Origin of the sequence: Wenyingzhuangia marina (assembly GCF_900130035.1) — a bacterium.
Lineage (GTDB): Bacteria > Bacteroidota > Bacteroidia > Flavobacteriales > Flavobacteriaceae > Wenyingzhuangia > Wenyingzhuangia marina.
The window spans coordinates 388,833-404,827 of sequence record NZ_FQXQ01000003.1 but is presented as its reverse complement, the minus strand read 5'-3'; the positions used below and the strand labels follow the sequence as shown (position 1 = coordinate 404,827).

Here is a 15,995-nt window from a genome sequence, read left to right as displayed (position 1 = left end):
GCGGGAACATCTTCTTATAGAAAAAAGTGATATAAAAATTACCACTATAATAATCTTATCAAAAATATGAAAAAATTTAAACAAATCAAGAGTAACATTTTACACTCTTTAAAATTTAACTTAAAAACTAAGTTAACAACCATTTTCTTGTTTATTAGTTTATTTAGCTCTTTTGCAAATAACTATGGTCAAAACATAAAAATCACATTAAATCTTCAAAAAGTAACCATTGAAAAAGTACTTGATGAAATTGAAGCTCGTACCGAATATAAATTCTTATATAACATTAAAGATGTTGATATCAAGAAAGTTGTAAGTATTCATGTTAAAAATGAAAATGTTGAAAATGTTTTAAATCAACTTTTTAAAAATACAAACAAAACTTACGAAATAGTAGAGAAACATATAATTATAAAAGTTAAGCCTAAAAAATCTCAAAAAATATCTCAAACTACTCCTATTGAAATTAAAGGAATTGTAAAAGATGCCGATGGAATTCTTTTACCTGGCGTTAACATAGTTGTGAAGGGAACTAACAAAGGTGTATTATCTAATTTTGATGGTGACTTTAGCATATTAGTTCCAAACAAAGAAAGTGTTCTTATCTTTTCATTTGCTGGAATGACTACTCAAGAAGTTCCTGTTAATAACAATACCTATTTAACAGTAACACTAGAAACATCTATAGAAAAAATGGATGAAGTAGTAGTAACTGCATTAGGAATGAAAAGAGAAAAAAAAGCTCTTGGTTATTCTGTAGGTGAAATAAATTCTGAAAAAGTTAACCTTGTTCCTCAAGAAAATGTTTTAGGAGGTTTGTCTGGTAAAATTTCTGGTTTAGATATTAGAAGAGGAGGAAATGATTTAAACAATGAAACTTATGTTACTATTAGAGGGAAAACATCTTTAACAGGTAATGACCAACCATTGGTAGTTATTGATGGTTCTCCTATAGGAGACACCAATGTTATGGCTGATATTAGTTCTATGGATATTGAAAACATATCTGTACTAAAAGGTGCTAGTGCTGCAGCTCTTTATGGTTCTAGAGCTGGAAATGGGGTCATTTTAATTACTACAAAATCTGGTAAAAACACTAAAAAAGGAATTGGAGTTACTTTTAACACCACCACTACTTTTAACACTCCATACAAATATATTGACTTACAAAACAGATTTACCAATGGTCAAAAAGGACAATTTGATGAAGCTACTTGGCAACATTGGTATGGAGCTGAAGAAGGGACATCAGCTGTGCAATGGAATAGCAATGGTCAAGAAACTCCTTTAAAATTTTATGACAATAGTTTAAAAGATTTTTTTAAGACTGGAGTTACTACTATAAATGATGTAAGTGTTTCTGGAGCGTATGATAAAGGGAACTTTCGTTTATCATTATCTCACTTAAAAGGAGAAGGTTTTACACCAGGTACAGAACTAAAAAAAATTGGTGTTAATTTAACCACTAGTTATAAAATAACAGATAAAGTAACGTTATCTACCAACATCAACCTTTCTAATCCAAATTCAGACAACTATCCTATTCAATCTTTAGGAGGAAATGATCAATATTTTGATATCTATAACATTGCTCCTCATATCAATATCAACGATTTAAAAGATAATTACTGGGAAGTACAAAATGCACAACAACGTAAAATAACCGAAGGTTATAATAACCCTTGGTTTTCTGCAAACGAAAGAAGAAATACTTTTGATAAAATAAGAGCTTTTGGAAACATTAAATTAGACTGGGAAATTACTTCTAGTTTTAATGCAATGGCTAGATTTTCTAATAGTAGCAATAGCAACAAAACAGAAATTATTAGACCTTGGTCTTTTGATGGTTTTGGAAGTAGTAAACCTTACGGGTCTTACAATATTGCCAAAAACAGTGCTAGCGAAACAAACATTGATGTATTATTTTCTTACAAACAACAACTGGGAGATTTTCGTATAGATCCTTCTCTTGGAGGAAATATCATGAATAGTGATAATAATGCTATCAGTGCCGGAGGTGATAATTTAGTACTCCCGGGCCTATATACTTTATCTAATGTAGAAAGAGGAGGATTATCGTACAACAGTAGTCGTTACAAAAAAGCAATTTACAGTGCTTACGGAATGTTATCTTTAGGTTATAAAGACTACGCATTTGTTGATGTAACAGCTCGTAATGATTGGTCTAGTACGCTGCCTAAAGAAAATAGATCTTACTTTTATCCATCAGTATCTACTAGTGTTTTGGTTTCACAATTTGTAAATATGCCTACATGGATTTCTTTACTTAAATTAAGATCTAGTTGGGCTCAAGTAGGTAAAGATACTTCTCCATACTTAATTAATCCTACGCTTTCACAAGGATATTGGGGTAACGATTTTACTTACTCGCTCCCAAGCAGTATGCCTAACACCAATTTAAAACCAGAAATTGCAACTTCTTATGAAATAGGAACAGATATTAAATTATTCCATGGACGTTTAGGATTAGATGCAACTTATTACAAAACTCAAAACAAAAACCAAATTTTAAACGTTGCGGTTTCTCCTCTAACTGGTTATACTAGCACCACTATTAACGCAGGTAATGTTGAAAATTATGGAATTGAATTAGGTTTAAATATCATCCCAATCAAAACAAAAGATTTCTTATGGGATATGAATTTTAACTTTACCAAGCAACAAAGTAAATTAGTCGCCTTAGTAGATGGTATTGATCGTGTTTCTTTTGGTGGAGGAAGAGATATGGGGGCTTTTACCAAAGTTGGTGGTATTATTGGAGATTTATACGCTCCTTATGTTAAAAAAGTACAAGAAGGAAAATATAAAGGATGGAACTTATTAGATGCTAATGGTAGATGGGACGTAGATAGAGCTCAAGAAAATCAACCAAAAGTTGGAAACTTTAACAATGATTTTACCATCGGATTTAACACTTCTGTTTCATATAAAAACCTTACGCTTTCTGCTAGTATTGATTGGAGACAAGGTGGTGATTTCTTTTCAGAATCTATGAAAAGAATGGCACGTTCTGGTAAAATTGAAAGCTGGAACAATGGAATTAGTACCAGTACTTTTACAGGAGTCTTAAACGCTAATTCCTATGGTGGAGATAGAACTGCATTAGCAAATGAAATTAAATCTAACCCAATTTACAGAGATAACAATGTTTGGGTTGGTGGTAGAAATAAAGATCTTGGAGGATTTGAATATAACGGAAACTACAACGGTGCCTTTTTTCCTGGGGTAATAGATAATGGAGATGGTACTTATACCGAAAACTTTGGAGCACCAGGTACTAAATTCTTTGATGCTTATAGAGTTGTGGAATCTAGTGGGAGTTTCTGGAGAACAGGAGATACTTTTATGTATGATGCTTCCTTTATAAAATTAAGAGACATCACCCTTACTTATCAGTTTTCCGAAAACATTGCAAAGTTTATTTCTGCACAAAACATTTCGCTTTCTATATACGCAAAAAACATCATGTTATGGACAAAAGCAGACATAGGTATAGATCCTGAATTGGCTTTTAACGATGGAAATCAAGGTTTTGAAAAATGGAACCTTGCCCCATGGTCTGCCCCTATTGGATTTAGACTTAATGTTAGTTTTTAATTAATAAATACAGAAAAAAATGAAAAAATATATAATCACATTTTCACTTTCAATTATTACGCTTTTGGCAAGCTCTTGTAGTGAATCTTTAGACGATATCAATACCAGTCCAAACGCACTACCTGACACTGAGGTTGATATTAAATTTGTTCTTACAGGTATTCTATCAGAATCTGCAAAATTAAACAGTAAAATGTCTTATGATTGGGGAGAACTTTCTGCAGCTTGTCAATATTTACAAAGAGATTTTACAAGTTATGAAGAAAATAATTATCAATGGGGAGCTGTTGATTTTGGTAACTTTTATGAGCCTTTAAAAGACAGTGAATACATTTATAAAAGAGCAGAAACAGAAAAACAGGGTGAAGTAAAAAACTACTATCAAGCTGTTGCAATCATCATAAAATCTTATCATTATGGATTTATTACTTCTGCTTTTGGAGATGTTCCATATAGCAAAGCTTTAAATGCTGAAAAAGGAGGAGATGAGTTTTTTAAACCTCAATATGATACGCAAGAAGAAGTATTCACAAACATTCTTAATAATTTAAAACAAGCAAACACTCTTTTAAAAAACACCACTATTTGTAAAGAGGCCATAGATAGTGATGTGATGTACCACGGTGACGGACAAAAATGGAGAAAACTTGCTAACTCTTTGCGTTTAAGATTTTTAATGAGATTGTCTGAGAAAAATAATTCAGACATCAACATATCATCAGAAATAGCAAATATTGTTAACAATGCCAATGAATATCCTATTTTAGAAAACAATAATGACAATGCAGAAGTAGCCTATATTGGTACAGATAGTAAAAATAGCTGGCCTGGTGGTGCTTTAAACTGGAGTAATAGATCTGAATTTTATCGTAGAAAACCATCAGCTACTATTGTTAATGATTTAACTGACTTAAAAGATCCTCGTTTAACCAAATGGATAAAACCTGTTGATGCTCAACTTGCGCAAGGAACTACTAACAAAGTTGAATTAGAAAGTAACAGAATAAAACGTTATGTTGATATAGATATCAATGCTCTAAACAATGATGACAATTTAGAAAATGATATTAATACTAATTTATTTGTTGGTTTACCGATTGCTTTAAGTGCTCCAAATGATTTTAATATGGGAGGAACGCTTAGTGATGTTAAAAATGATATCTCTAACCTAAATCAAAACATTTACTTAAATGCTGCTGCAAACCCACATACTTCTTATTTAGCAGATATGTACTCCGAAAATAGTCATGAATTAGTGAAGTCTATTTTTATGACATCAGCAGAAGTAAAATTTTTATTAGCAGAAGCCAGTACTCGTGGATATATCAATAATAATGCATATGAATATTACAAAGCTGGAATTGAATTATCATTCAACCAATACCAAATTAATGATGGAGATGTAAATGCCGTTTATGATAAAGCAAATAACACTTTAGTTGCATTTAACCAAAATGAATACATCGCAAACGCTAAACAAATTTTTGACAATGCAGGGAATAAACTAGTTCCTATTATGCATCAAAAATGGATTGCTCTATGGTTAACTACAGAGTCTTGGTTTGATTTTAGAAGAACTGGATATCCAGATTTAAATAAGAACATCATTTCTGGAACAAAAGGTAAAAAAACTCCTATCAGATTTTTTTACACCGATCCTTATAATGAAAACAATATGCTAAAAGCTATTCAAAATTTACAACCAACAACAAATGACCAATGGTCTAATATGTGGTTGTTACAATAAATTCATTAGAGCAGGTGCTATGCAAAGTACCTGCTCTATTTTCACAAAACAAAAGTCAATAAAAATGAAAAAAATTGGAGGTATTCTTTTAGGTTTCATCATCCTTTCTGGGTGTAGTAAAAAAATTAAAGCAACACATCATCATAACCACAACTCACACCAACATGTTCACTATGCTTCTGAATCTAACATACCCGCACATAAACTTATTTTCCCTTCTAAAACACCCGATAGGATTATTGTCAGTTTAACCGAAGATCCAAATCACAGTTTTGCTATCAATTGGAGAACTAGTCAAGAAATAGATACTGCCTATGTTCAAATTGCTAAAGAAACTCATGGTCCTGATTTTTTATTAGATAACAGTATGCAACAAATTATTGCTACTACAGAATTTATCCAAGTTGAAAACATTAGAGATCATGAACCACTAGTAAATGCAGCCTATCATTCTGCAATTGTTAAAAATTTAATACCAAATACTACTTATGTTTATCGCGTTGGTGATGGAGGTAAAAATGATGATACTTGGAGTGAATGGTTTCAACTTACAACCCCATCAACAAACCAAAATGAACCTTTTAGTTTTATTTACTTTGGTGATGCACAAAACGATGTAAAGTCAATGTGGTCTAGAGTGATTCGAAAATCATACAAAATGATGCCCGAAGTGGATTTTATGTTACACGCAGGAGATTTAATTAACCACAGCGAATCTGACAGAGAATGGGGAGAATGGTTTTATGCGGGTAGTTTTATTCACGCAACAGTTCCAAGTATTATGACTCCAGGAAACCATGAATATGACAAAAGTGTAAACAGAACAAAGTTATCCTCTTTATGGAGACCCCAATTTACATTGCCAGAAAATGGTCCTTTAGATGAGCTCAAAGAAACTTGCTATACTTTAGATTATCAAAACATGAAATTAATATCTATAGATGCACAAAGTTTTAACAACAGTGAGCGTTCTAGAAAAGCACAAACAAAATGGTTAGACTCTGTATTAGCAAACAATCATAAAAAATGGATTACACTTACCATGCACTACCCAATATTTTCTACTGCCAAAGGAAGAGATAATAAAGAATTAAGAGAGTCTTTAAAACCTTTGATTGATAAATACAATGTGGATTTAGTATTACAAGGACATGACCATACTTATGCAAGAGGTTATGCTTCTAATGAAGGTTTAGGAAAAACAATTGTGAAAGATGCTGGAGCTGTTTATGCAGTATCGGTTAGTGGACCAAAAATGTATGAATCTCAAGACCAAGATTGGATGGTAAAAAGAGGAGAATATGTACAACTTTTTCAAATCATTACTGTTGAAAATGATACGATTCACTACAACTCATACACTACCAAAGGAAATGTATATGATAGTTTTAGTTTGATAAAAGACGAAAATGGTAATAAAGAATTAATTAACAATGCATCTGAAGTAAATATTAGACTAAAAAAAGATTTTAAAAAAGGAAGATAAGTTTTGTTACTTTGTTTAAAGCAGCCGTTATTTATAGCAGTAAATTTCGGCGGAAAACCGTCTAAAATTTAGACGGTTTTTTTATGCTTTATCTTCTTTTAAATTGTTTCTAATAATACTAAATGCATTGGTAATATGATTTTCTACAGCCTTTATCGTTATATTTAAATGCTCTGAAATTTCTTGATTGGTTAACCCCTCTTTTTTACTAAGTAAAAAAACTTGCTTACACTTAGTTGGTAAATTTTCAATTTCATTATAAACCAAGGCCAATCTTTGATTATCAATACTTAGATCATCTGATGAAGTATTAATAGTATCAAAGAAAATAGTGTCTAAAGCTAATGAGGATTGCTGCTTTCTATAATTATTAATAAATTCATTATAGACAGATTTGTATAAAAAGCTTTTGAAAGATTCTTTTATGTTAAGCTGTTTTCTATTTTCCCAGATTCGCATAAAAACATTTTGAACAATGTCTTCTGCTAATACTTGATTTTTAGAAAGATTATAAGCATAAAGAAATAGTTTTTTGTAGTAAGTCTTAATTAAATACATGTATGCTTTCTCATTACCTTTAATAAGTTTTTTTATCAGATTTTCAGTATCCTTATCTACATTCATCATTATACTAAGAGTAATATAAAATGTAAATTTCAGCTATAAAAACTAAAAAAAAGAAGAAGAGTAATTACCTTATCATTAAGATAATTATATCAATAAGTAAAATTATCTTTTTTATTACTTTATACTTCTAAACATATAAATCCATATCAGTCTAGAAAGCTTGATATTAAAAAAAGTTAAAAGAATCATGACAATTACAATAACGGGAATGATTCTTAAATCTAAAGATTTATCAAAAAATTGACTTGCTATAAAGTAAGTTATCAATGCTTCTGCAACTCCTAATCCATAGCTAACATACATTGCACCAATAAAAAAACCTGGTTCTTTGATGAACTTATTGTGACAAGCACTACACTCATCATTCATTTTTGGAGTTTTAAGACTAAATAAAATATTTTTGTCTTTATACACTTTTCCTTTACCACATTTAGGACATCTATTACCAAATACAGATTTTATTGCTTTTAACATTTTACTTTGTTTTGTAGTGAAACACTATTATCATAACTATGCCACAAAACTAAATACATGTAGATATGTAAATAATTCTTATCTTCTCCATTTATAGCACAAAAAAGACATTATGAAAAAAGTACCTGTATATACTATTCAGAATTTTAATACTAATATTCACAAGAATCATTTGTACATCAATACCTTTAAAAATCATTTAATTGAACATAGTTTTATAGAAAAATCTCATCGACATAATTTTTATCTTTTGGTGTTATTTACCCATGGAACAGGGACACATCAAATTGACTTAGAAAACTATCATATAAAAAAAGGGAGTTTATATATGATAAAACCAGGGCAAGCTCATGGTTGGGAGTTGTCTAATGATATAGAGGGGTATATTATTTTTTACTCAAGTGAAATTTACAATCTATATTTTGGTCATAAAAAAATTGAAGAATATCCTTTTTATCAATCTGAGAAAAACATCTCTGAAATTATCTTAAATGAAAAGGAAATAGTTGATATTGAATATTATTTTAAATTATTGATTCAAGAAAATCAACAAAAAAAATCTAGAAAAACAGATAAATTACTAAACATTATAGATATCATTCACATAGAAATTTCTAGAAAATTTTTATCTGAAAACAATTATTCTTTTCAAACTTACCATCATAAAATTCAGGTTTTCAACAAATTGTTAGAACAATATTATACATCAGAAAAATCACCTTCTTTTTATGCAAGTAAGATGAACATCAGTCTAAAACATTTAAACAGAATATGTAAAGAACTGTTAAACAAAACAGTAACCAGTTTAATTGCTGAAAAAATTATTATAGAAAGTAAAAGAATGTTAACTTTTGATTCAGCATCTATCAATGAAATTGCACAAACATTGGGTTATGAAGACTACTCTTACTTTTCAAGACTTTTTAAAAAACACACACAATTAACTCCTAGTAAATTTAGAACATCTTTAAAAAAGGATTCATCAGTAAAATAAACAGATAAAATAATATCGTTTTATGGGGAGGTATACTTAGAATTTCTATCTTCTTAACTTATGTAATATAGTTTGTAATTCTTACATTTGCATACATTATAAAATTCAATCACTAGATTAAAATATATACACATGAAATACGACGTTATTGTTATTGGAAGTGGACCTGGAGGATATGTTACCGCAATTAGAGCTTCACAGTTAGGATTTAAAACTGCTGTTATAGAAAAAGAATCTTTAGGAGGTATCTGTTTAAACTGGGGATGTATTCCAACCAAAGCTTTATTAAAAAGTGCTCAAGTATATGATTACTTAAAACATGTTGATGACTATGGTTTAAAAGCTGAAGCTATTGATAAAGATTTTGAGGCAGTAATAAAACGTTCTCGTGGTGTTGCTCAAGGAATGAGTAAAGGAATTGAGTTCTTAATGAAAAAGAACAAGATTGATGTAATTATGGGTACAGGTAAAGTAAAGCCTGGTAAAAAAGTTGATGTTACTGATGCTGATGGTAAAGTAACAGAATACGATGCAGATCATATTATTATCGCAACAGGTGCTCGTTCTAGAGAATTACCAAACTTACCACAAGATGGTAAAAAAGTTATAGGATACCGTCAGGCAATGAGTTTACCAGAGCAACCAAAGAAAATGATTGTAGTAGGTTCTGGAGCTATTGGTGTTGAATTTGCTCACTTTTACAACTCTATGGGTACTGATGTAACCATTGTAGAATTTATGCCTAACGTGGTTCCTGTAGAAGATGAAGATGTTTCTAAAGCATTTTTAAATTCTTTAAAAAAATCTGGAATTAAAGTAATGTTAAACTCTGCTGTAGAATCTGTAGATACTTCTGGTAAAGGAGTAGTTGCTACTGTTAAAACTGCAAAAGGAGAAGAAAAATTAGAAGCTGATATTTTATTATCTGCGGTTGGAATTAAAACAAACATTGAGAACATTGGATTAGAAGATGTTGGAATTGTAGTTGATAGAGATAAAATTATTGTAAACGATTTTTACCAAACAAACATCCCAGGTTATTATGCTATTGGTGATGTAGTTCCTGGTCAAGCTTTGGCTCACGTAGCATCTGCTGAAGGAATTACTTGTGTTGAGAAAATTGCAGGTTTACACACAGAACCTATCGATTACGGAAACATTCCTGGATGTACTTATGCCTCTCCAGAAATTGCTTCTGTTGGATTGACTGAAAAAGCAGCTAAAGAAGCTGGTTACGAATTAAAAATTGGAAAATTCCCATTCTCTGCTTCTGGAAAAGCTTCTGCTGCAGGAAACAAAGAAGGATTTGTAAAAGTAATTTTTGATGCTAAATACGGAGAATGGTTAGGATGTCATATGATTGGTGCAGGAGTTACCGATATGATTGCTGAAGCTGTTTTAGGTCGTAAGTTAGAAACTACTGGTCACGAAGTATTAAAAACAGTTCACCCCCACCCTACCATGTCTGAGGCTGTAATGGAAGCGGTTGCTGCTGCTTATGATGAAGTGATTCACTTGTAAAAATTACAAATAAAATATATTAAAAAGGAGAAAGTTTAAGCTTTCTCCTTTTTTTTTGAGAATTTTCTAATTTTTTTAACTTATTTTAGTCATAAAAGAAAGAAAATTGCTCAGCTCTATGAAAAAAAAACTACTTATTTCTCATTCTTTTTATTCGGTTTCTATGCCTAAAATTAAGAATGTCATTTTTTTCTTTTTAGCATTTTTTATTCATTTTAATTCATGGTCACAGAATAATGATACAATTCTATCTAATGCAGCGTTGGCTGAAAAAATATATCTTCAATTAGACAGAAAAACATATACCAACGAAGATACTATTTGGTTTAAGTGTATTCTATCCAATGCATTTGACCACATCCCTTCTCATTTAAGTGGTGTATTATATGTTGAATTAATTGGACCCAATGAGATGATTCGGCAACAAAAATTAGTTAAAATAAAAAACGGAATTGGTCATAACTATTTTGATTTAGATAAAAACATAAAAGGAGGTACATATCTTATTAGAGCTTACACAAAATGGAATGAAAATTTTGAAAAGGATTTTCTATTTAAAGAATATATTCAGGTATTTACTAATGATTATCAAGAAGAGCCAATTAGCAACATTAAATTAATCAAAGAACAGTCTAAAAAAAATTATTTACAAGTAACTTTTAACCCTACAGTTATAGATACTTTACACAAAAAAAAGCTCACTGTATACATTAATGTAGATGATAAAACAGATACTTTATTTATTAAAAAAGATAGCAGTAACAAATACCATTTAAATTACAATATAACAGACAAAAATCAATTTGCAACTTTTAAAATACTAACAAAAAACAATAAAAAATACATCAAAACCTTTGCACTCGATAAAAACTATATAGATCTACAATTTTTTCCTGAAAGTGGAGAAATGGTACATAGCTTAGATAGCAAAATTGGATTTAAAGCAACTGATGCCAATGGAAAAGGCAAATTTACTGAAGGTTTTATTCTTAACGATAAAGATTCTATAATTACTTCTTTTACAAGTAACGAACTTGGTATGGGGAGTTTTATAATTCGTAAAACAGATAGTACTCAAAATTATTTCGCTAGATTAAAACACCATCATTTACAAAATGAAAAATTATTATATCCACTCCCTAAAGTTGCTTCTTTAGGGAATAATTTAGCCATAAATAGAATAGGAAAAAATATATTCATAAACGCCTCTTCTAATTATATACTAAATGATAGTATTTTTATTAGTTTTTCTTTTAGAGGAATAAATCTCTATAAAAAAAGAGTTAAACTGAATAAAGGCAAAGCCAAATTACTAATTCCACACAATGGACTCCCAGAAGGAATTATTTCATTTACCATGTCCGATCATTTAGATCAACCCGTTGCTAGAAGACTTTTTTTTAATGAAAAACATGATAAACGAATAAAAATTAATTTAACTAAAAATCAAAAAAAGTATCACAAACGAGAATTAACCAATTTAAAAATACAAACCACCAATGCAAAAGAAGAACCTGTAAAAACAAATCTATCCGTACTTGTCATTAATAAAAAAGAATTAGGAACTATACAAAGCATCCGTCAAAATATACTTTCCTATTTCTTACTCGATTCTGAATTAAAGGGACATATAGAAAATCCAGGGTTTTATTTTAGTGAAAACAAAAGTATGCACTATCACTTGGAAGCTCTTATGTTAACTCAAGGATGGAGTAAATACAACTATTCTAAACCATATAAAAGTGTTAAAATACAACCAGAGCCATCACTAACGTTGTCAGGAAAAGTAAATCATATTTTTTCATCAAAAAAAGGAATAAAAGATATTGAAGTAACAATGATGACGTCTGGGAAAGAAAAATCTCTTTACAAACAATTAACTGACAGTTTAGGTCAATTTAAGTTTCATTTAAATGATGAATATGGTGATGATATGGAAATACTTCTTCAAACCTCAAAAAAGTTAAAGAATAAAAATTATCCTCTTGAATTAGATATAAAAGAGACACCTCTTATTTCCTTCTTACACGAAAAACCTATCAAATCAATAGATAGTATTATAGAAGTATTTGTAGAAAAAAGTATAGAAAAAAAAGAAACACAAAAGAAATTTGAAATGCAATACGGAAGTGTTCTTTTAGAAGAAGTTGATATTACAGCTTATAAAATGACACCTAATAGAAAAAAAGTTGCAGATAGATATGGTAAACCTAATACTGTAATTGATGGAAAAGAAATTTTAGCTAAAGAAAAAGAATGGTCTTATGGTCTGTATAGTGTTTTATTATTCAACTTTCCTGATAAAGTTAGAATACAACGACATCCTGATCAATACTTGCATGCTACAGTAAATAATATGCCAACACTTGTTGTTATTGATGGAATTCCTGTTGCTATTCATGACTACCACCTTATTCCAAACATCCCCCCAAGTGAAGTAAGTAGTTTTGAAATTATTGAATATGCAAATGGCTTTAACCTCCTATACTATGATTTAACCAAATCACCTTATCCCCCACCATGGGGAAATGTTATTGCTATTTACACCCATGCTAAAAAAGGAATCTATGGAGCTGTCAAACCTAAAGGAGTCACTAAAAACACTATTTCTGTTTTTTCAGAACCCATTAAATTTTACTCCCCTAAATATGATTCTATAAATGAAAATGATTGGCAAAAGCCAGACTTAAGAAGTCTAATACATTGGCAACCCGTATTAAACACAAATGAATTAGGAGAAGTATCATCTTCTTTTTACAATGCAGATAAACCTGGTGAAATGATTATTGTTATTGAAGCCATTAATGACAAAGGTGAAATTGGTTATCAAGAATTTACCTATACTGTAAATTAATTTTTGATAACCAATACATATTTTTAAACATTTAATAAAAAGCTAAAATAAAGTCATTTACATAAGTGTAAATAAAACATTTATTTTTATTTTAGGCCTAAAAAAAGCTATACAGAAAAATTATGAAAAAATCATTATTACTAATTTGCACTTCATTATGCATCCTATCCTTTACAATCTACAATCAAATTGATTTTCAAAAAATACTACAAGAAAAGTTAGAAGACTACAGTAACAATCATTATCCCGAAAAAATATACATTCAGACAGACAAACCTATTTATACTTTAGATGAAGATATATGGTTTACAGGGTATCTAGTAAATGGAATTACACATCAACGAACTGATAAAAGTAGAGTTTTACATGTAGAACTCATCAACCCAAAAGATAGTATTGTAGCCCAACGAACTTTATATGTTAACGATATCAGTGTCGCTGGAGATATAAAAATAGATAATAACTGGGAAGCTGGAAATTATATTTTACGAGGCTACACCAATTATATGAAGAATGATAAGTATGGAAGTTTTTTTAAAAAAGAAATTCCTATTTACACTATCCAAAAAGATAGTATTACTCAAAAAGATAGTATTTTAGAAATTGAAAATGAAATTAACTCAGACGCTACTTTAAACTTAAAACCTATAGTATCATTCTATCCTGAAGGTGGATATTTAATAAATAACTTACCCAATAGAGTTGCTTTTAAAGTAAAAAATGATAAATATAAAAATATCAGTCTTAAAGGTTTTTTAAAAAATCAAAATGGGGAAGAAATTACAGAAATTAAAACTCTAGAATTTGGTCTTGGTAATTTTATGATTAACCCTAAACCTAATAACACTTATTATTTAAGCATGCTTATTAACGGGAAAGAAGAAAAATATCCTTTACCTAATGCATTAGACAAAGGATACACTCTTAATGTAACCAATGCAGGAAGCTCGATTATTATAAATGCCAAAAGCACCTTAGATAACGGTTTACAAAATACTTATTTAGTTGCGCATGAAAGAGGAACTCTTCTGTTTAAGAACTATCAAGAAACAAATAAAAAATCTAGTTCTTTAAAAATACCTACAACTTCTTTAGCTGATGGAGTAGTTAATTTTACTTTATTTAATAATGAAGGAAATCCTGTAGCAGAAAGATCAGTATTTGTAGATAATTCAAAAAATAATCTTAAAGCAACAATCAATACAAATCAACAAACTTATAATTCACGTAAAAAAGTAACTTTAAACCTAGATGTAACTAATACAAGTGGTACTAAAGAACCTAGCACTTTATCTATGAGTGTTAGAGATTTAAAAGCTTTTCCATATAACACACGTACTCCCAATATTAAAACCTATTTACTTTTAACTTCAGACTTGAGAGGAAAAATAGAAGATCCTGGTTATTTTTTTGAAAAGGAAAACGATCCTAAAAGAAGATACATTTTAGATTTAGTAATGATGACTCATGGATGGAAACGTTTTACTTGGCAGGAATTATTATCAAATAAAGATAAGAAACAAAAATTTGAACCTGAAAACAGTATTTCTATTTCTGGAGTTGTTAAAAAATTAAAAAAGCCATACACAGAAAATAAAGGCCCAGTAAGATTAACTTTTTTAGGAAAAATTTTCTCTCAAGAGCCTACAAAAATATCTGACTCATTAGGTCGTTTTACATTTGGTCCTTATGGGTTTATGGATACTATACCTGTTTTAATTGAAGCTAGAGTACATAATTTTGTTAGTGATGATTATAAGGAAAGAAATGTTGTTATTCTTGTTGATCAACCCGAAGCTAGTCCAGAAATAAACCACAACACACATAGTATTAATAATAGTAATGACCTAAAAAAAGAAGCTAACTTTCTTAAAGTTACCCAATACATAGAGCAAATAAAATTTGAGTACAACCAAAAAGTTGAAAAACTAAAAGCTGTTGAACTAACAGCTAAAAGAAAAACGGAAGAATCTAGAAGAAGAGCAGAAATGAACAGGAAGTCAGGCTACGGTGGTGTTGGTTTAGGAGGGAGTAAACGTGTTGATGTAGGTGATTTAAAAGGAATATCTTCCTTAACTGCATATCAATTGGCATCAAGATTATCAGGAGTTTATGTTTCCAATGGAAAATTATACTTAACGAGAACTCAAGCACCAGCTAAAATATTTTTAGATAGAATGGAAGTAGATTCTGATTTCATTAAATCAATCAACGCTTTTGAAATTTCTTTTGTTGATGTTCTTGTTGGAGCTGATGTAAACTTACTGGGAACTTCAGGAGGTGGTGCTATTGCACTTTTTTCCCTATCTGGAAATGAAAGAAGTAAAGCCATAAAAAGAGAGCCAGGTGTTATCAATTTTAATGCTGTAGGTTTTTACACTGCAAGAAAATTTTATGCTCCAGACCATATAAATGGTTTTGAAGAAATGAATAACAATGATGTTAGAACTACTTTACATTGGGAGCCAATAATTAAAACAACTAGTGATAAAAGTTCTGAGATTACATTTTTCACCAGTGATTTAAAAAGTGATTATATTATAGAAGTGGAAGGAATTTCAGCTAATGGACAACCAATACACGCCATTAAAACGTTTAATGTGGAGTAAATCACAATATTCCTTTTTACTAAGTACGTATTAAACATTTTAGCTTATTTCAAGTCTAAAAGTAA

Annotated in this window: 9 protein-coding genes; 7 read left to right on the top strand and 2 right to left on the bottom strand. The window is 29.9% G+C overall.

The genetic code is table 11. From position 1 onward, the window contains the following. Positions 1 to 66 precede the first annotated feature (66 nt). From BUB70_RS08660 to BUB70_RS08650, 3 genes are all read left to right on the top strand, one after another. The gene (locus BUB70_RS08660; protein ID WP_084730232.1) at positions 67 to 3,618 is read left to right on the top strand and encodes a SusC/RagA family TonB-linked outer membrane protein; all 3,552 of its coding nucleotides are present in this window, start codon (positions 67 to 69) and stop codon (positions 3,616 to 3,618) included. 19 nt (positions 3,619 to 3,637) lie between these two features. Further along, positions 3,638 to 5,365 (top strand): SusD/RagB family nutrient-binding outer membrane lipoprotein, encoded by a 1,728-nt coding sequence (locus BUB70_RS08655; RefSeq protein ID WP_073120585.1) that lies wholly within the window; start codon positions 3,638 to 3,640, stop codon positions 5,363 to 5,365. Between the two features lie 64 nt (positions 5,366 to 5,429). Beyond that, positions 5,430 to 6,851 carry a purple acid phosphatase family protein gene (locus BUB70_RS08650; protein WP_073120928.1) on the top strand — a complete coding sequence of 474 codons (1,422 nt, stop codon included), beginning with the start codon at positions 5,430 to 5,432 and terminating at the stop codon, positions 6,849 to 6,851. Between the two features lie 81 nt (positions 6,852 to 6,932). Here BUB70_RS08650 and BUB70_RS08645 read toward each other — a convergent pair whose 3' ends face one another. Further along, positions 6,933 to 7,478, bottom strand: a complete 546-nt coding sequence (locus BUB70_RS08645; protein ID WP_073120583.1) for an RNA polymerase sigma factor — start codon at positions 7,476 to 7,478, stop codon at positions 6,933 to 6,935. 114 nt (positions 7,479 to 7,592) lie between these two features. Further along, positions 7,593 to 7,952 carry a DUF983 domain-containing protein gene (locus BUB70_RS08640; RefSeq protein WP_073120581.1) on the bottom strand — a complete coding sequence of 120 codons (360 nt, stop codon included), beginning with the start codon at positions 7,950 to 7,952 and terminating at the stop codon, positions 7,593 to 7,595. A 112-nt stretch (positions 7,953 to 8,064) separates the two neighbouring features. On the opposite strand from BUB70_RS08640, the gene BUB70_RS08635 reads away from it, so the two are divergent. From BUB70_RS08635 to BUB70_RS08620, 4 genes are all read left to right on the top strand, one after another. Continuing rightward, positions 8,065 to 8,946 carry a helix-turn-helix transcriptional regulator gene (locus BUB70_RS08635; protein ID WP_073120577.1) on the top strand — a complete coding sequence of 294 codons (882 nt, stop codon included), beginning with the start codon at positions 8,065 to 8,067 and terminating at the stop codon, positions 8,944 to 8,946. Between the two features lie 132 nt (positions 8,947 to 9,078). Next, positions 9,079 to 10,467, top strand: coding sequence for a dihydrolipoyl dehydrogenase (lpdA, locus tag BUB70_RS08630; RefSeq protein WP_073120575.1), 1,389 nt, complete (start codon positions 9,079 to 9,081; stop codon positions 10,465 to 10,467). 118 nt (positions 10,468 to 10,585) lie between these two features. Next, entirely contained in the window at positions 10,586 to 13,321 is a 2,736-nt protein-coding gene (locus tag BUB70_RS08625) for a hypothetical protein (protein WP_073120573.1), read from the top strand. Between the two features lie 122 nt (positions 13,322 to 13,443). Further along, entirely contained in the window at positions 13,444 to 15,930 is a 2,487-nt protein-coding gene (locus tag BUB70_RS08620; RefSeq protein WP_073120570.1) for a hypothetical protein, read from the top strand. Positions 15,931 to 15,995 lie beyond the last annotated feature (65 nt).

What these genes read in the sequence shown, in the direction of transcription:
- BUB70_RS08650 (WP_073120928.1), top strand. Translation starts at nt 5,430, where the DNA reads ATGAAAAAAATTGGAGGTATTCTTTTAGGTTTCATCATCCTTTCTGGG.
- lpdA (WP_073120575.1), top strand. Translation starts at nt 9,079, where the DNA reads ATGAAATACGACGTTATTGTTATTGGAAGTGGACCTGGAGGATATGTT.
- BUB70_RS08635 (WP_073120577.1), top strand. Translation starts at nt 8,065, where the DNA reads ATGAAAAAAGTACCTGTATATACTATTCAGAATTTTAATACTAATATT.
- BUB70_RS08640 (WP_073120581.1), bottom strand. Translation starts at nt 7,952, where the DNA reads ATGTTAAAAGCAATAAAATCTGTATTTGGTAATAGATGTCCTAAATGT.
- BUB70_RS08655 (WP_073120585.1), top strand. Translation starts at nt 3,638, where the DNA reads ATGAAAAAATATATAATCACATTTTCACTTTCAATTATTACGCTTTTG.
- BUB70_RS08660 (WP_084730232.1), top strand. Translation starts at nt 67, where the DNA reads ATGAAAAAATTTAAACAAATCAAGAGTAACATTTTACACTCTTTAAAA.
- BUB70_RS08625 (WP_073120573.1), top strand. Translation starts at nt 10,586, where the DNA reads ATGAAAAAAAAACTACTTATTTCTCATTCTTTTTATTCGGTTTCTATG.
- BUB70_RS08620 (WP_073120570.1), top strand. Translation starts at nt 13,444, where the DNA reads ATGAAAAAATCATTATTACTAATTTGCACTTCATTATGCATCCTATCC.
- BUB70_RS08645 (WP_073120583.1), bottom strand. Translation starts at nt 7,478, where the DNA reads ATGATGAATGTAGATAAGGATACTGAAAATCTGATAAAAAAACTTATT.